This window comes from Rhodococcus sp. NPDC057014 (assembly GCF_042673295.1).
Classification (GTDB): Bacteria; Actinomycetota; Actinomycetes; order Mycobacteriales; family Mycobacteriaceae; genus Rhodococcus_F.
This window is the reverse complement of record NZ_JBHUSF010000019.1, coordinates 34,681-57,617: the sequence shown is the minus strand read 5'-3', so window position 1 is coordinate 57,617 and position 22,937 is coordinate 34,681. Positions and strand designations below refer to the sequence as shown.

The 22,937-nt window shown below is 64.8% G+C and carries 22 protein-coding genes and 1 pseudogene; 16 read left to right on the top strand and 7 right to left on the bottom strand.

Annotated features, from left to right (window positions below):
- The coding region (locus ACFTZB_RS06655; protein ID WP_378430666.1) for a class I adenylate-forming enzyme family protein at positions 1–1,196 on the bottom strand (1,196 nt) is incomplete at its 3' end.
- A 467-nt stretch (positions 1,197–1,663) separates the two neighbouring features.
- Between ACFTZB_RS06655 and ACFTZB_RS06650 the strand changes: the two genes are divergently transcribed.
- Positions 1,664–2,152 (top strand): hypothetical protein, encoded by a 489-nt coding sequence (locus ACFTZB_RS06650; protein WP_378430665.1) that lies wholly within the window; start codon positions 1,664–1,666, stop codon positions 2,150–2,152.
- Between the two features lie 1,124 nt (positions 2,153–3,276).
- Here the strand turns inward: ACFTZB_RS06650 and ACFTZB_RS06645 are convergent.
- Entirely contained in the window at positions 3,277–3,735 is a 459-nt protein-coding gene (locus tag ACFTZB_RS06645) for a thioesterase family protein (protein WP_276141788.1), read from the bottom strand.
- A 204-nt stretch (positions 3,736–3,939) separates the two neighbouring features.
- On the opposite strand from ACFTZB_RS06645, the gene ACFTZB_RS06640 reads away from it, so the two are divergent.
- The 9 genes from ACFTZB_RS06640 to ACFTZB_RS06600 all read left to right on the top strand — a co-directional run bounded on the left by ACFTZB_RS06640 (position 3,940) and on the right by ACFTZB_RS06600 (position 12,074).
- Entirely contained in the window at positions 3,940–4,728 is a 789-nt protein-coding gene (locus ACFTZB_RS06640; RefSeq protein ID WP_378430664.1) for an SRPBCC family protein, read from the top strand.
- A complete protein-coding gene (locus ACFTZB_RS06635; RefSeq protein ID WP_378430663.1) occupies positions 4,725–5,531 on the top strand; it encodes an MBL fold metallo-hydrolase in 807 nt (268 codons plus the stop codon). Before ACFTZB_RS06640 ends, ACFTZB_RS06635 begins: the two co-directional genes overlap by 4 nt.
- A 2-nt stretch (positions 5,532–5,533) precedes the next feature.
- Positions 5,534–6,301 carry an SDR family NAD(P)-dependent oxidoreductase gene (locus ACFTZB_RS06630; RefSeq protein WP_378430662.1) on the top strand — a complete coding sequence of 256 codons (768 nt, stop codon included), beginning with the start codon at positions 5,534–5,536 and terminating at the stop codon, positions 6,299–6,301.
- Entirely contained in the window at positions 6,298–8,643 is a 2,346-nt protein-coding gene (locus ACFTZB_RS06625; RefSeq protein ID WP_378430661.1) for a xanthine dehydrogenase family protein molybdopterin-binding subunit, read from the top strand. Before ACFTZB_RS06630 ends, ACFTZB_RS06625 begins: the two co-directional genes overlap by 4 nt.
- Entirely contained in the window at positions 8,640–9,368 is a 729-nt protein-coding gene (locus tag ACFTZB_RS06620) for an enoyl-CoA hydratase (RefSeq protein WP_378430660.1), read from the top strand. The genes ACFTZB_RS06625 and ACFTZB_RS06620 overlap by 4 nt, the downstream gene beginning before the upstream one ends.
- A 10-nt stretch (positions 9,369–9,378) precedes the next feature.
- The gene (locus tag ACFTZB_RS06615; protein WP_378430659.1) at positions 9,379–10,218 is read left to right on the top strand and encodes an FAD binding domain-containing protein; all 840 of its coding nucleotides are present in this window, start codon (positions 9,379–9,381) and stop codon (positions 10,216–10,218) included.
- Positions 10,218–10,802: a (2Fe-2S)-binding protein gene (locus ACFTZB_RS06610; protein WP_378430658.1), complete on the top strand. Its 585-nt coding sequence runs from the start codon at positions 10,218–10,220 to the stop codon at positions 10,800–10,802. The genes ACFTZB_RS06615 and ACFTZB_RS06610 overlap by 1 nt, the downstream gene beginning before the upstream one ends.
- A gap of 14 nt (positions 10,803–10,816) precedes the next feature.
- Positions 10,817–11,260 carry a molybdenum cofactor biosynthesis protein MoaE gene (locus tag ACFTZB_RS06605; protein WP_378430669.1) on the top strand — a complete coding sequence of 148 codons (444 nt, stop codon included), beginning with the start codon at positions 10,817–10,819 and terminating at the stop codon, positions 11,258–11,260.
- A gap of 493 nt (positions 11,261–11,753) precedes the next feature.
- Positions 11,754–12,074, top strand: a complete 321-nt coding sequence (locus ACFTZB_RS06600) for a hypothetical protein (protein ID WP_378430657.1) — start codon at positions 11,754–11,756, stop codon at positions 12,072–12,074.
- Here ACFTZB_RS06600 and ACFTZB_RS06595 read toward each other — a convergent pair.
- Positions 12,021–12,269, bottom strand: coding sequence for a Tn3 family transposase (locus ACFTZB_RS06595; RefSeq protein WP_276141778.1), 249 nt, complete (start codon positions 12,267–12,269; stop codon positions 12,021–12,023). The genes ACFTZB_RS06600 and ACFTZB_RS06595 overlap by 54 nt on opposite strands.
- Before the next feature lie 1,375 nt (positions 12,270–13,644).
- Positions 13,645–13,926, bottom strand: a pseudogene (locus ACFTZB_RS06590) (DUF4158 domain-containing protein); the annotation flags it as partial.
- Between the two features lie 892 nt (positions 13,927–14,818).
- Between ACFTZB_RS06590 and ACFTZB_RS06585 the strand changes: the two are divergent.
- The 6 genes from ACFTZB_RS06585 to ACFTZB_RS06560 all read left to right on the top strand — a co-directional run bounded on the left by ACFTZB_RS06585 (position 14,819) and on the right by ACFTZB_RS06560 (position 20,864).
- Complete coding sequence (locus ACFTZB_RS06585; RefSeq protein WP_378430656.1) at positions 14,819–15,655, top strand: mycofactocin-coupled SDR family oxidoreductase; 837 nt, start codon at positions 14,819–14,821, stop codon at positions 15,653–15,655.
- A gap of 153 nt (positions 15,656–15,808) precedes the next feature.
- The gene (locus ACFTZB_RS06580) at positions 15,809–17,521 is read left to right on the top strand and encodes a thiamine pyrophosphate-binding protein (RefSeq protein ID WP_378430655.1); all 1,713 of its coding nucleotides are present in this window, start codon (positions 15,809–15,811) and stop codon (positions 17,519–17,521) included.
- 143 nt (positions 17,522–17,664) lie between these two features.
- On the top strand, positions 17,665–18,597 hold the full coding sequence (locus ACFTZB_RS06575; protein WP_378430654.1) for a lipocalin-like domain-containing protein: 933 nt from the start codon (positions 17,665–17,667) through the stop codon (positions 18,595–18,597).
- A 126-nt stretch (positions 18,598–18,723) separates the two neighbouring features.
- Positions 18,724–19,812: an alcohol dehydrogenase catalytic domain-containing protein gene (locus ACFTZB_RS06570; RefSeq protein ID WP_378430653.1), complete on the top strand. Its 1,089-nt coding sequence runs from the start codon at positions 18,724–18,726 to the stop codon at positions 19,810–19,812.
- Positions 19,813–20,086: 274 nt separating this feature from the next.
- On the top strand, positions 20,087–20,695 hold the full coding sequence (locus ACFTZB_RS06565; RefSeq protein ID WP_378430652.1) for a TetR/AcrR family transcriptional regulator: 609 nt from the start codon (positions 20,087–20,089) through the stop codon (positions 20,693–20,695).
- Positions 20,640–20,864: a helix-turn-helix domain-containing protein gene (locus tag ACFTZB_RS06560; RefSeq protein ID WP_378430651.1), complete on the top strand. Its 225-nt coding sequence runs from the start codon at positions 20,640–20,642 to the stop codon at positions 20,862–20,864. Before ACFTZB_RS06565 ends, ACFTZB_RS06560 begins: the two co-directional genes overlap by 56 nt.
- On the opposite strand, the gene ACFTZB_RS06555 is transcribed toward ACFTZB_RS06560, so the two are convergent.
- The 3 genes from ACFTZB_RS06555 to ACFTZB_RS06545 form a co-directional block, all read right to left on the bottom strand.
- Positions 20,818–21,492: a GntR family transcriptional regulator gene (locus tag ACFTZB_RS06555; RefSeq protein ID WP_378430650.1), complete on the bottom strand. Its 675-nt coding sequence runs from the start codon at positions 21,490–21,492 to the stop codon at positions 20,818–20,820. The two genes, ACFTZB_RS06560 and ACFTZB_RS06555, sit on opposite strands and share 47 nt — an antisense overlap.
- Before the next feature lie 120 nt (positions 21,493–21,612).
- Positions 21,613–22,431, bottom strand: coding sequence for an alpha/beta fold hydrolase (locus ACFTZB_RS06550; RefSeq protein WP_378430649.1), 819 nt, complete (start codon positions 22,429–22,431; stop codon positions 21,613–21,615).
- A complete protein-coding gene (locus tag ACFTZB_RS06545) occupies positions 22,432–22,905 on the bottom strand; it encodes a nuclear transport factor 2 family protein (RefSeq protein ID WP_378430648.1) in 474 nt (157 codons plus the stop codon). It abuts the gene before it with no gap.
- Between the last annotated feature and the right edge of the window lie 32 nt (positions 22,906–22,937).

The following is a 22,937-nucleotide window of genomic DNA, read 5'->3' as shown; positions in this document are numbered from 1 at the left end:
CCATGGGCCAGTACCTCGGTGGTCGCCTCCGGAAGGTTGTGGTAACCCCGCGTGACGTTCGGGCCCTGCACCCACAGTTCTCCCTCATCACCGGGGGCGACGTCGCTTCCGGTTGTGGGATCGATAAGCCGGACGGTCAGTCCAGGCAGTGGCAGACCGCACGAGCCAGGAACGCGGCCGCCGGTCGGTGAGTTCATCGTCACCATCGTCGAGGTTTCAGTGATTCCGTAGCCGTCCAGCAACGGAACGGCGGCGAATTCTTCGAACGCTTCATTGAGCGCCGTTGCCATCAGAGCGCCAGCGGAGACACACAGGCGCAGCACGGGCGCATCGAGGCGGGTGTCGTTCGTCGAGTCCATCAAGTACCGGAACATCGTCGGCACACCAGGTAGGAACGTGACGCCGTCTTCGGCCAGAGCGTGTAGCACCTGGGTGGGCGAGAACTTTGGCAGCAGGTGCTCGGTCGCCCCCGTTGCGGCGACTCCCAGTACGCACAGCACGAGGGCGTAGGAGTGGAATAGCGGGAGAGCAGAGAGCACCACGTCGGAATCGTTCAGCCCGGCGATCGGCACCCAGCACGCGCCGACCACCCAGAGGCAGCCGCGCTGGGTAAGGTGCACCCCTTTCGGCCGCCCGGTGGTCCCCGAGGTGTAGAGCATCCAGCACCAGGTATCGAGGGAAGTGGAATCGGGGGCGCTGATTAAGGGCGTGGTCGCGGTCAGTTCATCATAGAAGATCACCTTCACCCTGCCCGAATGCCCGATATCGGTGACTGCTCCGGTGACCAGGACAAACTCCGCGCTGGCGAGTTCCTCTCCGCCTTCTTCGATGAGCTCGAGAACAGTGGGCAGATGTACCACGTCAGTGAGGACAGCGGTGGCGCCGGAATCTCTGAGAATATGGTCGAATTCGTGTCTCGTCCCGCCCGGGTTAGCGCATACGGTGACGATGTCGGCTCGGGGGGCGACCAGATATCCCTCCACCACTTCGACGCAGTTGTCCAGATACATCAGAAGCCGGTCGCCCGCGGCCAAGCCGAGATCGCGGAGGTGACCGGCAATGCGCGCTGTCCGGGAGTCGAGTTCCGCGTACGTCACGGCCTTGGTCGAGTCGCGGAACGCCACCTGATCCGGCCGTTCAGCGGCGTGCTTGGCCAGCAGTTGGGGGACGGGCACGATTACGTCGGTGTGCAGCACGGTATCTCCTAGCCTAATTAGTGTTAGTTAGCATAACAGTCGATGCGACGCCCCGGAAGAGGACGCTGTGCGGGAAGTCCCGATTGCACGAATGGCGAGACCTTTCTCCGGCTCTGACACTCCCCCGGATCGGCCGGCGTCGGACAGTTGCGGCATTTCACAGTCCTCGAACCAGATCGACGAACCCACCGGCGGCCCGATCGTGCTACTTCTTGACGTGAGCGCGATCACAGCTGCATACTAACGTATATTAATTAGTCCGTGCGACAAACGCCACTTCGGCGGCCAGTTGGAGAGGAGGTTCATGGGAGTGGATCACTTCACGATCGGACGTAGCCTGAATTACCCGTCGAAGCGGGCGTCCAAAAGATCTCGTCCTCAGCGCATTTCGCGGAACTGCCCGAACGCCGATCACGATTCGCCAGAAGACCTTGCCGGGCGCGGGTCTGTGGGTCGTCGCGTTCCCCATGCTGATCGCCTCCGCCCTGGACTTCATGGGAGAGTTCGGCGGGAGCGCGTTCGCCACCATTCTCGCCGTGGTCGCCGGATTGGTGTGGTCGGCTTCGGGTGCGCCGCCTCATACCCTGTGGTTCAACGTCAAGCGCCAAGGTGCGACCGAACGCGAGCGCGCAGCCGCCCGTGTCGGAGTAGTTGCGATCGTTCTGGGTCTTCTTCTCGGATCCGGGATCAATGTCGCGCTGATCGCCGGGTTGGCGTTGTCTATCGCGGCGAGCGCGGACTTGTCGGCCCTCGCTCTCAGCCCATGCCGGAAACCCATCAATACCGTCGGCGCCGTGACCGGCATCGGCATTGGGCTGGCCCCCTCCGTCCTCCTGATCGCCTTGGGTCCTCAGACATGGCTCTGCCGACATCGCCCCCTTCCCGCTGACCTTCACAGTGTTGGTATCGATCACCGTCGGATTCATGGCCTACTGGATCGGGACCATCCGGGATAAGCCCGACGTTCGACGAGATGACGGCTTTACCGAACTGTGGGTGCGCTCCGAGACCGGGCTCGGCGCGAAAAATAAGCAACCTGACGGACAGTCAGCGCGAGAAATTTCCCCCGCAACCACAAATTGAAGGTTCTCATTCACTATCAGAGGAGCGGACTCGTATGAACAGCCGTGAATATCGCCTACTACGTGAGAGGCGGCGCGCCGCCCGGATCGAAGCCAACCGAAAACGAACACATCCTGACATCGAAGCGGAGCACCTCATCGGGTTCGCCCGCATGTGGGCACCATTCGGCGGCGCTTCAGAGGAGGAAATCCTTGTACACTTTGGAATGACAGCACATCGGTTCGTCGACAGACTATGGCAGGTCATTGCTGAATCGAGATGCACCGAAAGCGAGATACTCGGCTTAGCGCGCGTATACCCTCGTCACCAGGGAATAACTGCATCGATTCGGTGACCGAATACGTCGGCACGGAATAATGATTCAACGATTCCGGGCACCTGCTAACAATGTCAGAGCGACCGAAACTCGGCAGGACGCAATATGCAACTAGATACGACAGCGACATGTTCGACTTGCACTCCTCCGGGAGCCAACGGAAAGATCATTCCCCCGAACGTCGCAACCGCCTTCTCGAATTGGTCGATCCGGTCGTCCAGCGTGAGCGATTCGCTCGCCGATTTTCAGTCACCGACTCCGAGAGGCTGCGGGGCACCCGTGGCCCGTCTGCAACGACAAATCCCCGCCGATTGACCATCCGTGGACTGTGCTCAAATCTGAGCGCTCCTGACCGTCGAGTTATTTCGCGCCGCACTACTAATAGTGCGTCAGTCCTGAAATGATCGCTGAAAGGCCGATGCCGGCGGCGGATTCAGCACGTAGTATCGAGCTTCCGTTGACCTGTGACGAGCATGATCGAGTTTGGCTTGGCCTCAGGGATCGTCGGGGTTGGCGGTGCGATACGAATCGCGCCGGCGCGTGCCCGACCATCGAGAATATCGACGACGCTCCTGCAAATACGTGGCGAAGATCTTAGGACCACGACACTGGCTTAGAATGAACGTTTCCGTGGCTGCGGACACCGTCGCAGCCACGGAAACCTTTCTGGGATCGCCGCGGTTATCCGATGGCCGACTCGAAGAGCTGGCGGAGGTCGGCGGGGATCGGCTCAGGGCGCCGGGTGTCGCGGTCTACATAGACATGCACCCATCGGCCCCGCGCGGCAACCGGGGAGGTTTCGGGCAGCTCGGCAGCAAAGAGCGCGAGGTCATAGGTGACACTAGTGCGACCCAGCCTGGCGACGCGGATACCTACTTGCAGGGCCTGGGGGAAATGTAGTTGCTCGAAGTACCGGCATCCCGACTCGACCACGACGCCTAGGGTCGGGGCGGTGACCGGGTCGACTCCGGTCTGTTCGATGATCCAGCCGTTAATTGCTGCATCGAAGAGTTGGTAGTACACGGCATTGTTCAGATGACCGTACATGTCGTTGTCGGACCATCGTGTGGTGGTCGCGCGGCGCACCGTGAAGTCTGCCACCGTCGGGCTCTCGCTAACTTCGATCGCCTCAGCACTCATCGTTGTCTCCTGTCATTTCGGTCCGCATATTGCGGCGATGGAATCTGTTTCGTCAAATATATTGCAGCTGTTGATATTTGAACAGCACTCCCCCTCCCCCGATGCAGTCGATCCAGCGGCGGATGCGAGTTCTCGGTCGGGATTGACACGGTTCGACGCGCTCCGTATCGTTAATACTAACGATTATTAGTTAGGATGGTTTTTGTGGAACTTACCAACACCTTCTCGGTGGACCTTCCCGTGGCCAAGACCTGGGATGTCCTCCTCGACCTCGGACGGGTGATCCCCTGCCTGCCGGGCGCTGCGGTCCTGAGCCTCGATGGCGACGAATTCGAGGGCGCCGTCAAGATCAAGGTCGGCCCGGTCTCGGCCCAGTACAAGGGCGCCGGACGATTCACCGAAAAGGACCCGGCCAACTACCGCGCAGTCATCAAGGCCGAGGGTAAGGATGTCGGTGGCCAGGGCGGTGCCAAGGCGACCATCACCGCCACCCTGTCGGAACAGGGAACCGGAACCGCCGTCCATGTGCTCACCGATCTCGCGCTCTCCGGGCGGGCCGCCGGGTTCGGTCGCGGAGTGATTGCCGACGTGTCCAACAAGATTCTCGGGCAGTTCGCCAAGAACCTCGAAGCCGAGATCGCCGGTGGCGCAGAAGCCGGCGACACCGGCACGCCGCAGCGGCTGAAGTCGATCGACGAGGTCGAACCGCTCGATGTCATGGGCAGTATGGGTGGCACCGTGATGAAGTACGCACTGCCCGGCGCCGGAGTGCTGGCCGCGGTGATCGCGCTGATCGCGCTCCTCGCCCGGAAGGGCCGCGGACCCGCACCGGTGTTCCCGCCTGCCGGTTTCGGCGGTGGCTACCCGGCTGCCGGGGCCGGTCTGCCGCTCGTGATCAATCTCGTCCTTCCCACCGGTGCGCGCCATGATCGAGCTGTCCTCGACGCCGGTCATGCCTTCACCCCGCACCGCAACGCCGAGGAGGCCCGATGAATGTCGGCTCGATAGTTCTCGCCCCCCTCATCGACGGCGCCGGCCGCGAGGATCCTCGGGAGGTCCTGTTCCGCCCCGAAATTCCGGGCGATCCCTGGGACGACCATCCGGAACTACTCACCGAGGATGGAAACCTCGAACTCGCCGTCGGCGGGTATCTGATCCGTACCGGTGATCGCAACATTCTCGTCGACGCCGGCGTCGGGACGATCGACAACGGCAAGTATCGCGGCGGCCAGTTCCTCGAAAGCCTCAAGTCGCACGGGCTGGATCCGGTCGACATCACCGATGTCGTCTTCACCCACCTGCACTTCGACCACGTCGGGTGGGCCACGAAGAAGGGCGCCGTCGTCTTCGAGAACGCAACGTACCGGGTGCACAAGCTCGACTGGGAGCATTTCGTTGAAAACCCCGCCGCGGAGCCGGGGGCCGTACGCAAACTCAAGCCGCTCGAAAGCCGGCTCGAACTCTTCGCCGGCGATCTGACCCTCGCCCCCGGACTCGACGCCCGGCACACCCCCGGCCACACCCCGGGATCGACGACCTTCATCGTCTCCAGCGAGGGACAGCACGCCGCTCTGATCGGCGATCTCGCGCACACCCCCGTCGAACTCGTCGAATCACACTGGCATTTCGCCTTCGACTTCGACTCCGTCGCGGCCGCCACCGTCCGTGCCGACTTCGTCGAAGAATTCACCGACACCGATACCGACATTCTCGCCGCCCATTTCCCCGGCATGCAGGCCGGTCGATTGACCACCACCAACGGTGCGCCCAGCTGGATCTACACCAAGGAGAACTGACCATGAACCTCGATCTGGCAGACAAGACCGTCCTCGTCACCGGAGCCGGCAAAGGCCTCGGCCGCGCAATCGGCATGGCCTATGCGGCCGAGGGCGCCAATGTAGCCTTCCACTACAACTCCTCGGCTAAGGGCGCCGAGGAAGCGGCGAAGGAAGCGGCCGCACTCGGCGTGCGCGCCATCGCGGTCGGCGCCGACCTCGCCGACGGGGTCGCCGTGACCGCCGCTGTCGACGCCGTCAAAGCCGAACTCGGACCGATCGACATCCTGATCAACAACTCCGCTGTCACCCAGAGCAAACCGTTCCTGGAAACCACGGAGGAGGACTGGGCTCCCCAGATCGAGATCACCGTCGCCGGCACACTGCGGGTCACCCAGGCCGTGGCCAAGCAGATGGTCGACTGCAACGTCGAGGGCTCGATCATCAACCTGATGGGCGACTCCGGCCGGGTGGGTGAATCCCGCCTCCTCGTGACCGCCACGACCCGGGCGACCACGGTGGGACTGACAAAGTCCCTGGCAAAGGAACTCGCACGCCACAAGATCCGCGCCAACGCCGTCTCCATCGCACTCGTGCAGACCGGCAGCCTCGACGCCCACACCGGTAACGCCGACGACGCGAAGATGAAGCGCATCCTCTCGGCATATCCGCTGCGCCGCTTCGGCACCCCCGACGATGTCACCCCGACAATCCTGCTGCTGTCCTCGCCGAAATCGTCCTGGACCACCGGTCAGATCGTGTCCGTCAATGGTGGGTACTCGATGCCATGACACACGAGCATGCTGCAGAACCCGTCACCGGCGCTGTCGGCCGGTCGGTCCGCCGCAAGGAAGACGCGCGACTGATCACCGGCCACGGCCGATACGTGTCCGATCTCGACCTGCCGCGGATGCGGCACGTCGCCTTCCTCCGTAGCCCCTACGGGCATGCCACGATCACGCACGTCGACGTCACCGCGGCGCAGGACGTCCCCGGTGTGTACGGCGTGTTCGCCGGCGGAATGCCCGCGTTTCGGTCGGTCGCGCTGCGCGCACAGTCGGCGCTCCCGTCCTACGTCGAGACCGCGCAACCCATCCTCGCGTGGCAGAAGGCCCGATTCGCCGGTGAGGCCGTGGCCGCGGTCGTCGCCGACAGTCGCTACGTCGCCGAAGACGCGATCGAACGGATCGACATCGACTACGACCAGCTGCCCGCGACGGTGATTGCCTGGGAACCACCCGAGGTCCCGGTGCACGACGAGGCCCCCGACAACGTCCTGCTGGAACGCAAGTTCGATGCCGGGGACGTCGAGGACGCCTTCACTCGGTCGCATGTCGTCGTCGAACGCGAGCTCACCACGAATCGACACGCCGGCAACCCGATGGAATGCCGTGCGGGAGTGGCATTGTGGGATCCGGTCGACGACAAACTCACCTTCTGGTCGGGTACACAGATTCCGCATCTGGTGCGGAACATGCTCGCCGAGCTGCTCGGTCTGGCCGAGTCCAATGTGCGGGTCATCGCCCCCGACGTCGGCGGCGGTTTCGGCACCAAGGCCGTGCTGTACCCGGAGGATCTCGCGTTGTGCGTGATGGCCCGCGAAATGCGGGGGTACCCGCTCAAATGGGTGGAAGACCGGGCCGAGCACCTGCAGGCCGCCGCCCACGCCCGCGACCATCGGTACCTCGTCAAGGCCGGATTCGCGCAGGACGGCACCCTGCTCGCGCTCGACGCGGATGTCACCTGCAACGTCGGCGCCTACTCGGTCTACCCGTGGACCGCGGGCATCGAACCGCTGATGGCCGGTGGTCTGCTGTCCGGGCCCTACCGGCTCGACAACTACCGCTGCGTCACCCGCGGTGTCACCACCAACACCTCCTATGCGGGCCCATATCGGGGTGTGGCCCGGCCCGCGACGGTGTTCGCGATGGAATGTCTGTTGACCGCGGCCGCCGACGAGTTGGGCATGACCGACCTCGAGATCCGGCGCAAGAACCTAGTCACTCCGGAGGAGATCCCGTACCGCATGCCGAGTCGGCTTGTCGATGATTCCGGTTGGTACGGCGCATGTCTGGACAAGTGCGTCGACGCGATCGGCTACGACGAATTCCTCGCCGAGCAGCAACGCCGGCGCGAGACGGGGGAGAACCCGATCGGCATCGGGTTCGCCTGCTACAACGAACTGACCGGCCTGGGGCGTGCCGCTGCCGCCGGCCCGCGAATGCCGTTCCGCACCGGCCACGACGCGTGCACCGTGCGCGTCGACCCCGACGGCAAGGTGACCGTGCTCAGTGGGGTCACCACCCAGGGGCAGGGGTCGGAGACGACCATCGCCCAGATCGTCGCCGACGCCGTCGGCGTCGGCTACGACGACGTCAACGTACGCATCGGCGACACCAACGAATCCCTGTGGGGTTTCGGCGCCTTCTCCTCGCGGCAGGCGGTCATCGGCGGCGGTGCCGCACACCGAACGGGGGAAGCGGTCAAAGCCAAGGTCCTCAAACTCGCCGCCGCCTTGCACGACATCGATGAGGGCGAACTCGACTGCCGCGACGGCGAAATCTGGGGCCCGGACGACACCAAACCTCTCGCCACGTTGGCAGAGTTGGCACGGATCGCCTACCTGGAGTCGAACAAGCTGCCCGAAGGAATTGAACCCGGCCTGCAAGCCACCCGATTCTTCGATCCGATCCGCGGTGCCTTCGCCGCGGGCGCTCAGGCGGCCACCATCGAGATCGACCGCAAGACCGGCGACCTGACAATCCTCAAATGGGTCTGCACCGAGGACGCCGGCCGGGTGATCAACCCGATGGTGGTGGAGGGACAGATCGTCGGATCCATCGCGCAGGGCATCGGCGGTGCCATGTACGAACACCTGATCTACGACGACGCCGGCAACCTGTCGACCGGAACGCTGATGGACTACCTGATGCCGACCAGCCACGAGGTGCCGGAGATGATCATCGAACACATCTCTGTCCCCGCCGACAACCCTCTCGGGGTCCGCGGTGTCGGCGAGGGCGGCACACTCGGCCCCAACGCCGTCCTCGCCGGTGCGGTGCACAACGCGGTCGGCATCGAGATCCATCACCTCCCAATCACGCCGGCCACCCTGTGGGAGGCGCTGCGATGATCACCCTCACCGAGCACGGTGACGTCGCGGAGATCACCCTCGATCGTCACGACAAGCGCAACGCCCTCGATGTGGCGCATCTGACCGAGCTCACCGCCGCGGTCGAGGGATGTGTGTCGGCGGGGCGGCGGGCACTGGTCATCACCGGCGCCGGGAGCGCATTCAGTGCCGGTGCGGACTTCGGCGGCGTCTACGGCGACGGGTTCCGCACCGCCCTCTACACCGCGCTGCGTGCGATCACCGCGGCACCGATTCCGGTGATCGCCGCGGTCAACGGGCCCGCGATCGGGGCCGGCACGCAACTGGCCATCGCATGCGATCTGCGTGTCGTAGCCCCGAGTGCAAAGTTCGCGATCCCGACGGCCCGCAATGGGCTTGCCGTCGACCCGTGGACGATCCGGCGACTGGCCGGACTGGCCGGAGGCGGTACTGCCCGCGCGGTGTTGCTCGCCTGCGACACGCTCGACGCACCGACTGCGGTCGCGCGCGGGCTCGCGGACAGACTCGGGACGGTCGACGAGGCCCGGGCGCTCGCGCAGGAGATCGCCTCCTACGCCCCGCTCTCGCTGATGTATTCCAAGCGTGCGGTGCAGGCGCTGACCGAACCCGACAGCTGGGACGACCGGCTCGACGCCGAGTTCGATCAGTGCTGGGCGAGCGCGGACTTCGCCGAGAGCCGACTCGCCCGCGCCGAGAACCGTTTGCCGAAATTCGTGGGAAAGTGAGGATGCACCCATGAAGGCTGCACCATTCGACTACAGCCGCCCCTCCAGCATCGCCGAGGCCGTCAAGACCTTGGAATCCGCGGGCGGCGACGGCAAGGTCCTGGCCGGGGGACAGAGCCTCGTGCCGGTCCTGGCGATGCGTCTCGGTCGTCCGTCGATTTTGGTCGACATCAACCGCGTCCCCGGACTCGACACGATCCATAGGCTCGACGACACCACCGTGCGGGTAGGTGCCCTGGTTCGGCACTCGATGCTGATCGAGCAGACGCACCTGCCCCTGCTGTCGGAGGCGGCGAAGTGGATCGGCCACAGTGCCATCCGCACCCGGGGCACCACCGGCGGCAGCATCGCCCACGCCGACCCGTCCGCGGAGCTCCCGGTCGTGGCGACCGCATTGGGGGCGCTCGTGCACGTCCACGGGCCCGGCGGTAGCCGGACGGTATCCGCGGACGACCTTTTCGTCGGCCCCCTCGAGACGTCCCTGGACGAGAACGAGATCGTTACCGCCGTCGATTTTCCGATTCCGGAGCGGTCGGGTTTCGCGGAATTCGCTCGCCGGCACGGCGACTTCGGGCTTGTGACCGTCGCCGTAGCCGAGATGGCCGGAACTGTGCGGATCGCGATCGGCGGAGTTGACGCCGTACCCATCCGACCACTGGCGGCGGAAGCGATCCTCGCGGACGGGCCCACAACCGACGACAAGATCGCCGAAGCGGCGCGCGTCGCCGCGACAGCGATCACCGCAGCGACGGATCTGCACGCCTCGGCCGACTACCGAGTCGCGATGACCGAGGAGTTCACGCTCCGCGCACTGACCCAGGCAGTTGGAATCAAGGCAGGAGTGAACTGATGCGAATCGAACTGACCGTCAATGGGGAACGAGCCTCAATCGACATCGAGCCCCGCAAGACCCTCGCAGATGCGCTCCGTGAAGACCTCGGGCTTACCGGCACCCACCTCGGATGCGAGCACGGCGTCTGCGGTGCCTGCACCATCCTGGTCGACGGCGGCCCAGTCCGGGCATGTCTGATGTTCGCCGTGCAAGCCGATGGGTCGTCGGTCACCACGGTCGAAGGGATGCCCGCAGACGACGGTACCCTGCACCCTCTGCAGCGGGCGTTCTGTGACCGACACGGCCTGCAGTGCGGATTCTGCACCCCGGGAATGCTCATGTCCGCGCTTGATCTGCTGCACCGGGAAGTCGAGCCGAGCCGGGAACGGATCCGCGAAGAAATGTCGGGCAACATCTGCCGATGTACCGGATATGTCGGCATCGTCGACGCCGTCGAGGAGGCAGCCGCGGAAATCAACCGCATCGGGACAGAACCGGTGCACGAATGCCCTGCCCACGAGCACGAAAACTCCTCGACAGAGCGCACATCGGGAACCCAGGCGGAAGTTGCCTCCGGCCCCGAACCGTCGTTCCCGGGATGACGAGGAGAAACGGCATGCCAGATGTACTCGCCCGCATCACCACTGAACCGATCGATCCGGTCGAGGTCAACGCGGCGGTTGCAGGTCCGGAGAACGGTGCCACGGTGTTATTCACCGGCGTTGTGAGGAACCTCGACAACGGCCAGATAGTGACCGGCCTCGAGTACCGATCTCATCCCGACGCTGAACGATTCCTATACGACTGCTGCCGAGGTGTCGCGCAACAGTTCGGGCTCTCCGTCGCTGCGGTACACCGGGTCGGCACGCTACGCGTGGGTGATCTCGCCTTAGTGACGTCCGTCGCCGCACCGCACCGAGCGGACGCCTTCACCGTCTCCAAGCTGTTTGTCGATCGGATCAAGGTCTGCGTACCGATCTGGAAACACCAATCCTTTGCCGATGGCACTGTCGAGTGGGTCGGGGCACCGACGTCCAACCTCGACGCACCAGCCTCGTGACGTCCGTCGGCCTGGGTTACCCACCAATTCGCAGTCGGCGTGTTCGATCCGGACGCCCACCGCTTCCGGACCTGATGGACGAATACGGCGGAGTCGCACGCGACCTCAGGGTTTCGATAACCGAGAAATGTCCGTTGCGATGTACTTGCTGCATTACCGAACAGCGGCTTTCCGCGATCGACTCGCGTGCGCTGTTGACCGAATGTGTCGGGATCGGGCAGGACGAGGAGCGGGGCGACGGTGGTGAGGAGCCAGGTCGCCATGGCGGCTCATCGGAGATTAGTCGACCCGTCGACGTTGTGTCCGCCACCTCGGCGTACGAGAGAGCGATTCTCCGGTGTCGAAACCGCACGTACGCCGGGAACTTCGAGCAGGTGTGAGCGACCTCGAGACCGTAGCTCGAGTCTTCTTTGGGCACTTCCGAAAACGCTTTCACCCCTGTGACACCGACCAGTGCCCGCCGAACCGATTGTGAACCCACTAAGGAAAAATCATGACCGCCGCCGTCCCCCGCAGCTCGCGTCACCGGCTGCGCTCCTCCGTCGCCAGCAACGCGATAACGAAGCCGTATGGTTCGCGGTTGCCAGCCGTGTCGATAGCGCTGGGGGCCTTGTCCATCGCGTCGTTCTGGGTGGTCGGGCTGGGCTTCATTCTGGGAGTGGCCGCGGTGGTTTGCGGTGCCGGCGCCGCGTCGCGGCCTGCGATCGCCGACGACGAGGCCGCATCGATGCGGGCCATGCTGGGGATTGTCGTCGGCACCTCAGGGATCATCGTCTCCGCGGTAGCCTTGTTCCCTGTGCTGGCGCAATTGTGACACCGCGCCGCGCATGTGCCGGGCCACTTCCGTCGCGCCGAGGTTCGCGCCGTACGCGTAGGCGGTGAGCACGTACCGGCCCAGAACGTCGCCGCGGATCTTCGGGTCCGACCCGGACGCCGGCCCCAGATGTCGCGGCCATCCGGTCAAATAGGCGGCGCGGGTGAGGATGTCGAGCAGACTGCGCTGGTGCACCGCCTGCTCCAGCGCCAACGCGGACGGGCGCGCCGGTCAGCTCCCTTACGGCGCTTGAGCGTCGGCTGCCGTCCCCGAGGACCAGATCGGTGTTCGCCGGGTAGCCCCCGTCGACCGCGGCCGCGGTGCCAGTGAGCTGGCGGCGGTAGAACGCGACCAGAGCCTCGGCCTCGGCCGGGATGCCGGCCTGTTCGCAGAACTGCGCGGCCAGTGGCGCGCACTCATCCCAGCTCATCAGCTGCCCGCCCAGGTCGGCGTAGGAATCCGACCCGACCACGGCGACATCGCCCCACCGCAACTCGGCGGCCAGGTGGGAGAACACGCACACCTCCAGGTGCCGGCGCGACAGCATCCCCGGGCGGTTCTTCTCGCGCAGCACCTTGCGCCACATCACGCTCGCGAACGCGTCGACGTCCACGGTCACCGTGTGCCGCTGCCCGTCGCGGCCGTGGGTGGTTCTCTCCTCGATCCAATCACCGCGCCGGTGCCGGTTGGCGCGGATGAACTCCACCGCGTCCAGCACGCTGCGGTCCGCCGTGGTCGGCACCAGGCCCAGTGCGCCGACCAGCGTGAACAACGCCGGACGGTGCGAGCGGTAGAACCCGTTCAACAGCGGCAGGTAGTTGTTGCCGTGATACGCCGACACCGCCTCCTGCGCCGCGGACAGCTGCTCCAGCCCGCCGGCGGACTCGAGCGTCTTGAGCAGCAGCCGCTCGGCTCGCTCGGCGACGTCGACCTCCGCACCAGCGCCCGCTACAGGCGGCGGGCCGTCGCCGGAGTCCGGCTCGGGTGGGGTGGTCGCCTCGCGGGCGCCGGCCAGAACATCGCCGAGCACGCCGATCAGCCGCTCCGTCTCCGAGCGGTGCGCCTCGCGCAGCTCCTCCAGACGCTCGCGGCCCCTATTGTGCAAGACGGCCATGCGCTTGCAGAACACGGTCACCACCTCGTCGCGGGCCTCCACCCGCTGCTGATGCACCAGGGCGACCAGCAACGTCACCCGCTTGGCCTCGCCAGTCTTGCGCATGTCATCGACGCCCGCGACTCGCGCCTCACCGGCGAAGTGGGCGACCTTGCCCGGCGGAACACCGTCGAGCCACGACTCGGTCGGCCCGATCGCGTCCAGGGCCTGCACATGCGCCAGGCGCGCCTTGAACTTGCCCAGCGTCGCCGCCCGCGCCGGGGTCTTGATCCGGTCGAACTCGCTGCGCCGCGTCGCCGGGTCCACCACCAGCAGCCGGTCCGGCCGGGCCCGCTCGTCCCACGCCGGGCGCCCCGACACCAGGGCGAAGAACTCGCCGTTGACCTCCGCGCGGATCGTCGCGGCCATCGCATCCAGCGTCGTGTACCCCGGTAGTTCGCAGCGGGCCCGGACCAGTTCCTCGAGCGCCACGTTGATCAGGTCGGCCGGGTTGTCCTTGGTCGCCGCCGCCGCCCGGATCGCCTGTTCGGCGACCGCCCGCACCTTCGCCGCCTCGTACCTCACACACAGGTACTCACGGACGAACTGACGGTGCCGTTTCGCGGTGCGGTCCGCGTCCGTCTTCGGCGTCACACCGCCGGGCAGGTCCAGCACCCCGCGCACGGTATCGACGACCACGGCCGGGATGTCACCGAGCTTCGGGAAGTACCCAAGCCGCTGATATGCCTTCAGCCTCACCGCCAGGGCAAGCAAGTGAGGATCCGCTCTGCGTCTTCTCGCGCGCCCACGCGACCTCGTCAGGCGTCGGCGTGAACGCCTCTGCCGGCTCCTGGGCGGACACCACCCGCTTGAACCGCGGGTAAGCGGTCCGATCCATCGTCGTGTCGGGTTGTGGCAGCCCCGGCGCGAAGCGCGGGCGAGAGACACGTCGCCATCCAGCGGGGAGGAGGTAGTGCCTGCACTACGCCTGTAGAGGTCTCGTGAACCGAGCCGAGGCCTAGATTGGCGTCTCACCTCGACCCGGCCCACGAGCCTCTTGTTGGTTGCCCGACTCGATGCGATGAACCGATACCGAGTCCGACATGTCGCATGCTACGCGAGGTCGGTCGGTAGCGGCGATGGTAGCTGCTCAGCTGGGTGCGCTCACGCATCGAGTCTCTCAAAAGAGCGAGGAACTCGTAAACGGCTATTTCACACCCCAGAGAGTAGGACCGGCTCGCCCCGCCGAATCCGCGGAGGCACTGACCGCTGAAACACCCAGCGCGACACTGACATATAAGTGTGTCTGTAGGCCAGCTGGATATGCGTGCGTGACCGGCGTAGCGCCAGCCGCCCGACTTCGAGTCTAACGGAACTTTGCGTCGTGTAGCGACCATCTCCAACATTCCTCGTCCACGGTGAGCAGCCTGTCTGCTGGAAGCCGTCACGCCCGGGCTACCACCGGCCTCGCTTACGCCCGCGGTACCGAGATGAACTCTCACAAGACGGTATGCCTAGTGCAATTGACATCATGTCTAGCCGATCGTATTGTGTGACGCAGCACACCATGAGGAGTGCGAGTGTCTGAGCGCACCGTGGCAGCCGCAGATGTCGGCGCCCGTTTGCGATCCATGTTCGACAAGGAGTTGCTATGACAGGCCGGGTTGAAGGCAAAGTTGCGGTGGTTACCGGTGCGGCGCGAGGGCAGGGACGCAGCCATGCGATTCGGCTTGCAGAGGAGGGCGCCGATATCATCGCGGTCGACATCTCGGAGAACATCGAGGGTCTCCCCTATCGGACGGCAACCGCCGAAGAGTTGGCTGAAACCGTCGAGTCTGTCGAGAAGCTTGGACGCAGGGTTGTTTCGTTGGACGTAGACGTGCGGAATCTGCCCAAGCTCACCGAAGAGATTGACGGTGCGGTGGCCCAACTCGGTCGTCTGGACATTGTAGCGGCCAACGCCGGAATCGGGACGCCAGTCGCCCGCAACCACGAATTCACCGAGGATGAGTGGAAGCTGGTGCTGGACGTCGACCTCACGGGCGTGTGGCACACCACCAAAGTGGCGGTACCTCACATCCTGGCCGGCGGTCGTGGCGGCGCGATGGTGCTGACCAGCTCTATGGCTGGTTTGAAGGGCCTCCCCAACCTCGGCACCTACACCGTGGCGAAGCACGGCGTGGTCGGCCTGATGCGCAGCTTGGCATCTGAGCTTGCGAGAGACAACATTCGAGTCAACACGCTGCACCCGACCACTGTCCCCACGCCGCTGATCATGAATGACCGGGCAGCCGAGCTCTTTCTGCCCGACGTCGAGAAGCCGACGAGAGAGCAACTGGCAGAGGTATTCTCGACGCTCAACGCGATGCCAGTACCGTGGATCGATCCAGTCGACGTCAGCAATGCCCTACTCTTCCTCGCCTCGGACGAGGCCCGTTACATCACGGGCGTAACCCTCCCGGTCGATGCCGGCTTCATGCTGGTGTAACCCCCCCCCCCTTTTTTTCTGGGCGGCCGGGGAGGCACTTGCCGCACGCATAGTCCCCGTCACTTCAGCGAGCTGCGCTGTGGGCGCGGGTCTTTGTGCGGCCTCTAAGCTCCCCGCTTCGCTGGCTCTGAACACAATTAGGAGAACAAAACAATGACCGAGACCATTGACGGAGCCACATCGGTGGTCCGCGCGTTGTCGGCGGCGAACATCACCACCTTGTTCACGCTGCACGGGGGGCACCTCGACCCGATCTACCACGCCTGCCTCGAGCATGAGATCAAGATTGTGGATGTACGCCACGAAGCTTCCGCCGGTCATGCCGCAGAGGCATGGGCGCGTCTGTCGGGCGGCATCGGGGCCTGCGTCGTGACAGCAGGCCCGGGCTTCACGAATGTCCTGACCTCGATGGCCAACGCTTTCCTCGATGGCACTCCGGTCCTGTATCTGGTTGGCGCAGCTCCGCTTCGAGAAGCCGGCCTGAACCTCATGCAGGGAGGCTTCGACCAGCTGGCGATGGCGCGCCCTATCGCCAAGCATGTTGTCCAGGTCACCGATCCCGCCCGTATCGACGACCAGATCGCAACAGCGATCACAGTAGCTCTCTCCGGACGGCCCGGACCCGTCGTCGTAGAGCTACCGCTCGACGTACTCGTACGCCCCTGTCCACGTCAGGCGGGCGGCCGTCGCCCGGTTCGGGTCGCGCCAAGCGTCCCGAATACTGAGGTGATACGTGAAGTGGTGGACATCCTGGAATCCGCCGTCAAACCCGTCCTCATCCTGGGAGATGTCGCCCGGTACCAGGCAACACCCGACCAGGTAGCCAGTTTCCTGGCAGCCACGGGAATCCCCGCTGTGTCAGACATGCAGGCACTCGGCTTGGCCGACCCAGCGGCACCGGGGTATGCGCACCTGTTGGACACCCTGGCGATCGCCTCGGCAACCGGTACCGGCGCCGCCGACGCAGCTCTGGTGTTGGGCCAGCGGCTCGGTGGTGGACTGGGCGGACGGTCGGGGGCGTTCCTTCCGGCAGACTGCCGCGTGATCCACGTACACCCCGAGGCGCTCGAACTGAGTGCTCTTCGGCAGCCGGAGGTCGCTGTCAGTTCGGACTGCGGAGCGTTTCTGGACGCAATCACTGAGGCATGGAAGTCGACTCCCGAACATCATGCGGCGTGGCGAGATTCACTTACGCAGGTGCCGACCTCCCGGGACACGATGCTCACCGCCGAAGTTGCGAACAACGGAATTCACCCCTTCCACGCGGCTCAGGAGGTGATCAAGCATTCCCCGGCTGACGCGGTCTACGTGCTGGACGGCGCCGAAGCTCTGATCTTCACCAGCAGCGTGGTTCGTACGACAACTCCTGGAGGAGTGCTCGCCTCCGGGCAATTCGCCGGGCTCGGAACCGGAATGGGGATGGCGCTCGGAGCCGCCACCATCATGCCCAACAGGCCGATCGTGCACATCCTCGGTGACGGGGCAATGGGATTCCATATTCAAGAGTTCGATACCCTTCGGCGGCATAACCTCCCAGTTGTCACGGTAATTCTGAACAATGACATCTGGGGAGTTTCACTACATGGTCAGCAAGGTTTCTACGGGGAAGATTACAGTTGCATCACTCGAATTCCCGGAGTCGCATACGCTGACGCCGCACAGGGTTTTGGCTGTCATGCTGAAAATGTGGACCGTCTCGAGGACATCGAACCGGCGTTGAAGCGCGCGTTTGCTTCTGGGCGTCCGTCCTGCATCAACGTTTCAACCTCGTCCGAGGTTGTTCCGGCCGCTATCGCGGCCTTGTTCGGCCCGGCTGGAGATGGAGAAATCGCGGTTCCGTACTACGAGAACATCCCCACTCTCTAGGTCTAGGCGCGCTGCAATGCGGCGCGAGATGCTCAGCGAGCAGTGGGCCACTAACTGCAACGAGATCAGATGAGGGACCCCGGGGCGGTTGCAGCGCATGCACACCCTGGCGACCTTCCCTCCGCAAGAAAGGAAACTTGAGAATGGAACTCAACCCTGCTCTGCTCCCCACGCTCGTAGACTGGCCTCGCGACGAGGCAGCCCATGAAGGCGTTCCCTGGGAGATCTGGTGGATCACGACCATCCTCACCTCGGGTGAACGCCGACTCGCTGCTCACCTGACACTCCAACACCTTGAGAGTGGTGAAGTCATTGTCGTAGCAACCATCGCCGATCTCGACGAAGAGACGGGGAACAGCCTTCGCGTGACCGCCGCGCGCGGCGAGTCGACATTGACGACCGACCACCTTGAAACTACGACGAAGGCTGGACGCTTCTCAGGCTCCTTCTCAACTGGATACGAAGTCCACGCGGAGCTGGATGACGGGAACAGCTTCGATCTCGTACTCAACCCCACCAGACCGGTCCTCTTCAACGCTGGAGCTGGACAGTACAAACTGGGAGCCCACGTCACCACTCAGTACTCGATAGCTGGCTTGGAGGCCACGGGCACAATCCGCCTGGGCGGCCAAGCTATGAGCGTCACAGGGCATGGTTGGTACGACCGTCAGTGGATGCACTCCGGCACCGTCGCTGACATCCCCACCTTCAGTTGGTTCGGAATCTGTCTGGAGGGAGGGGAGACGATCAGCCTTTTCGATACGAGCATGAATGCCGACGGTGGACACACCTGGGCCACGATCATGCAATCGGATGGAACACATGTGCTGGCCGCAGTCGAGCCTGTCGCCAAATGGGCGAGCGGAACGTTTGGCACACCGCAAGGACGCACAGTGCCGCGGGAGTGGCGACTGGTCATTCCGGAGAGGCGCGCGGAACTGACGGTGGTCCAACGAATGGTGGAGGACACTCCTGGCTTCTTCTTCTACTCGGGCGCTTTGGAGGTCACCGGATCGTATGACGGCGCCGACGTCGCCGGGTACGGGTTCTGCGACCTCGTGGGATGGCCCTCCTAGAGGACCTAAGAGTAGGCCAGGAGACACGCGGGACCATCGCCTCAGGTAGAGCGGGCGCGCCGCAGCAGGACCAATTGTCTGTGTGACAAGCTTCGCCGTGCGCGAGGCCCCACGATCGGAGTGAGTATGAAAGCAGCTATCTTCTACGGCAACCAGGACATTCGCTGGGAGGATGTTCCGGAACCGCAGACGCGAGCCGGACACGTCAAAGTCAAGGTTGCGCACAACGGCATCTGCGGCAGCGACATCCACGAGTATTTCGACGGCCCTATCCTCACGCCGGTGTGGCCTCACCTGTTGACCGGCATCACGCTGCCGGTCGTCTTCGGACACGAGTGCAGCGGAACCGTGGTCGAAGTCGGTTCCGGCGTCACCGCTGTCAAAGAGGGAGACCTCGTCGCTGTCGAACCCTGCATGAACTGCGGCGAGTGCTTTCCGTGCAAGCGCGGCGACTACAACCTGTGCGACATCAGTGCTTACCTCGGGTTGAGCAGCCCCGACGGGGGAGGGCTGGGCGAGTACCTCGTGGCCGCTGAAGACCGAGTGCACCGACTGCCCGACGGAGTGGGACTGGAGGCCGGCGCCGTCGTCGAGCCGATGTCGGTGGCAACGCACGCGGTGCGCCGTGGCGCCCCCCGGCCTGATGACCGCGTCGCCGTTCACGGCGCGGGCCCGGTGGGGATCGGTGTGACCCTTGCGCTCGCCGCGGCCGGAGTCGAGCGGATCATTGTCAGCGAGATCTCTCCGATTCGCCGCAAGATTGTGGAGTCGTTGGCGCTGCCAGCCGTAGAAGCGATCCTCGACCCCACCGAAGTCGACATCGTCGCGGCCATCGGTGATCTCGTCGAAGACATTGGCGCGGACGTGTCGTTCGACGTCGCCGGCGCGCCGGTGGCCAACGGTCCGGACGGCAACCCTCTCGTACCGTTCAACGATGCGATTGCCAGCACGAGGCGTGGTGGCCGGATGGTGTCTGTCGCGACGCACCCTACCACCGCGATCGAGCCCAATCACTTCGGTTTCAACGAGCTGACGATCATGGGCACCGCGGCGTACACGGGCGTCGACTTCCAACGCGTGATCGAATTGATGGGCCAAGGCTGGTATGACGTCTCGGCGTTCGTAGAACATCGTGGGCCGGGCGAGCTGATCTCTGCGATGGAGGACATGCGTGACGGAAAGGCCGCCAAGGTTCTCATCGACGTCGCGTCCTGACCCGAATTACTGACCTCCAGACTCGACATCGGCTCCCGGACGAGAGAGCCGCGGAGCCGGGAATCGAAAGGGTCGAGCGATGCACAGTGAAGTCTGAGTGCACCCACCCATGGTGCACTGGACCGAACGCAGCCTCGGATAAACCGTGGCGGCCAATGACCCAGAGGGCGGTGTCGGGGCCGGGCCCCGACCCCGGCTCCGCCTTCCCGCAATGCGCCATCCTTCGCTGAGCAATCGCTATGGAAGCCGGGGCCGACGATAGACTGCGGGCATCATGAAACCTGACCTCCCGTCCTTGAGCGAACTGAAGCGTAACGTGACCCGCTCCCGACTCACCGGTGCGGCGCTCGAAGTCTTCGAGACAAAGGGGTATTCCGCCACAACGATCGACGACATCGTCAGCGCGGCTGGAGTGAGTCGAGCGACGTTCTACCTACACTTCCCTAACAAACTCGCGTTGACGCGCGAGATGCTCGATGACCTGCACTCGTACGCGCTTCACCGGTACTCGAGACTCGACGAGGTGCTGACGTCGGGTGAAGAAGACCTCCGTCAGTCTCTGCGTGACTGGTTGCGTGAATGGCAACAGTACTGGCGCAAGAACGCCGCGCTTCTCGATGCATTGACCGCGGCCGCCCTCAGTGACGCTTCGATCGAAGATTGGATATTCACCAGCAGTTTCACTCTCATCGATTCGCTCCACAGGTACTTCGACCAGATACCCGAGGCGGAAGCCTCCGCGGTACGGACGCGAGCAGTCCTGCTCGAGGCGTCCACTCGCACTGTCTTTTCGCTGAGCAGCCGCGGGAAGGTGGGTACGTCGCCGGATGAAGTCCTCGACTACCTCTGCGACGTGTGGACCGCAGCGCTACAGCCGAAATGAGTACCTGAAGACGCGAAGCGCGGGTCTGCGCTACATCGCTGCGAGGTCTGAATGGGGTGTATCGGAAGTCGCCGATACACTCGGCGTACCACGCTCAACCGCACACGCGATGCTGTCGTCGTTCAGTCGCAGTGCGCGGCCGCTGCGGGGCGAAGGCGGCTACCGCTAGCAGCCTGCACGAGGGGGGCGATCATCTTGTGGCTGTAAACGACGTGTTCGACGACGGCATCACGGACGGTGTTGGCATCGCCGCCGCGGGCCGCGTCGACCAGGACCCGGTGGGAGGCAATGATCCTGTCCGCCACCTCCGGGTCCGGTTGCGCCCCGACGTACAGCTGAATGTAGCGCTCGGATGCCACCCACAGCTGGTCGAGCAGTCGGCGGTCCCAATCGGTGGCACTGGGCAGCATCAACAGATGGAACCTGGCGTGCACGGAATAGACGTCGAAGGCGTTGCCCCGGGTGATGATGCGTTCGAGCTCGCCGAGGGTCTCGTCGAGCAGAGTGAGCCGCTCGGGCGTCATGAGCTCCGCCGACCGTTCGGCGATCTGCCCCTCCAGCAGGCCGCGCAGCCGGTAGACGTCGTCGAAGTCGTCGATGTTGATCGGCGCGATCTGCGGTCGCCGGCCTCGCCGAAACGTCACCAGCCCACGGCCCTCGAGGCGGCGCAGGGCTTCGCGGATCGGGACATTACTGACATCGAGGATCGCACTGAGTTCCTGGATGGCCACCGGCTGTCCAGGCTTGAGCTCGTTGGCGAGGATCATATTCAGAATATGCGCGGCGACCTGGTCCACGACCGACCTCGGACCGGAGCCGGAACCGTCACGCGTGGCCCCATCAATGTCTTCCATTAGCAGGATCCTATCCCTCGGGATCACACGAAACCTTCGTGCGCTGCCGTGTTCCTGCCCAGGCTAACCCGGCAGGTCGAGTGTCGACGCCGCAGGCCGGGACACCTGACCCGGCCCTGCGGCTGTGTGCTCTATCCGGGGTGCGCCCGGGGACGAGGCGAGCACCTCGGTCGTGGCGTTCCCGTGTTGTAGGAACTGCGCCGCCGCCATCTGCAATCGCGGTGAGTGGGGCGTGGACACGTGATCGACTCCTTCGAGAACGATGCCGGCCAGGTGCGGGATTGCCGCGCTGACCTGATCGGCCACGCCGGCGATGACGTCGCGGTCGCCGACCGCCAGCAGAACCTCGGCGCCGATCGTGTGCAGCTGGTGTGCGGTGAGCAGGGACGGGGGGCGCTGGATGGCGGCCGCGAGGGCCTGTGGGTCGTTGCCGGATGCGAGCGCCTCGGCGAGCACGGGGCGCAGTGCGGCCGCGGTGTCGTCGGTGATTCCCGCGTGCAGGGCCTGCGCCACTGCTGCGCCGTTTTCCGGGCGCAGCAGATTATCCCCGACGCCGGCGATGACCAGTCGCCGGAACCGCTGGGGCTGCTCGGCGGCGAGCTGAAGCAGGAGTTTGCCGCCGAGAGAGAACCCGACCCCGTCCACCGCAGTGTCGTCGGGCAGGTGCTCGGCGAGCTCGTCGGCCATGTGTGCGTACTCGCCGCTCTCGTGCGGGGCACGGGAGGTCCCGTGCCCGAGCAGGTCCACGCGAATGATCCGGCGGCCGTCCTGCTCGAGGGTTCGTTCGAGGTCGGATCCGCCCCAGGTGCGCTCGTACGTGCTACCCCACCCGTGAACGAGGACGACGGGTGGGGTGCACGTGTGGTCGGATGCCACGTTCATTCACTTCCTGCCGAGGAGGACCGAGTCATTGTCCTGCGCGACGAAGACCGCTTGCAGGACGCGGCGGCGGATCAGCCAGTCGCCGCCGGCTCGAACGAAGTCGTCGACGACGTCGCAGATCGCCGACGGCGAATCCAACTCCAGGGGCGCAATCCCGTTCCGGGCGAAGAGGGTGAGGGCGTATGTGGCGGTGACCCGGGCGTCGTCGTGGTGGTCGGTGACGAGATTGGACACGAGGTGACGCGACAGGCGTGGCCCGTGGGCCTGGCGGGCGGCGTACCCGCGGACGATCTCGTTCCGGCCGGTCATCGTCAACGCCGGCATCACACACACCCCGTCTTCGGTGTACAGCAGCTCGCTACCGATCCCGGCGGCCCGGTCGACGTTCCACCAACTGCGGTACACCGCCTGCGCGATCTCGGTATGACGATTCGACTCGGCGGCCGCCGGGCCGTGCGGAGGGTCCGAAGACATGCACTTCTCCTGAGGGAAGGTGATGGGACGGG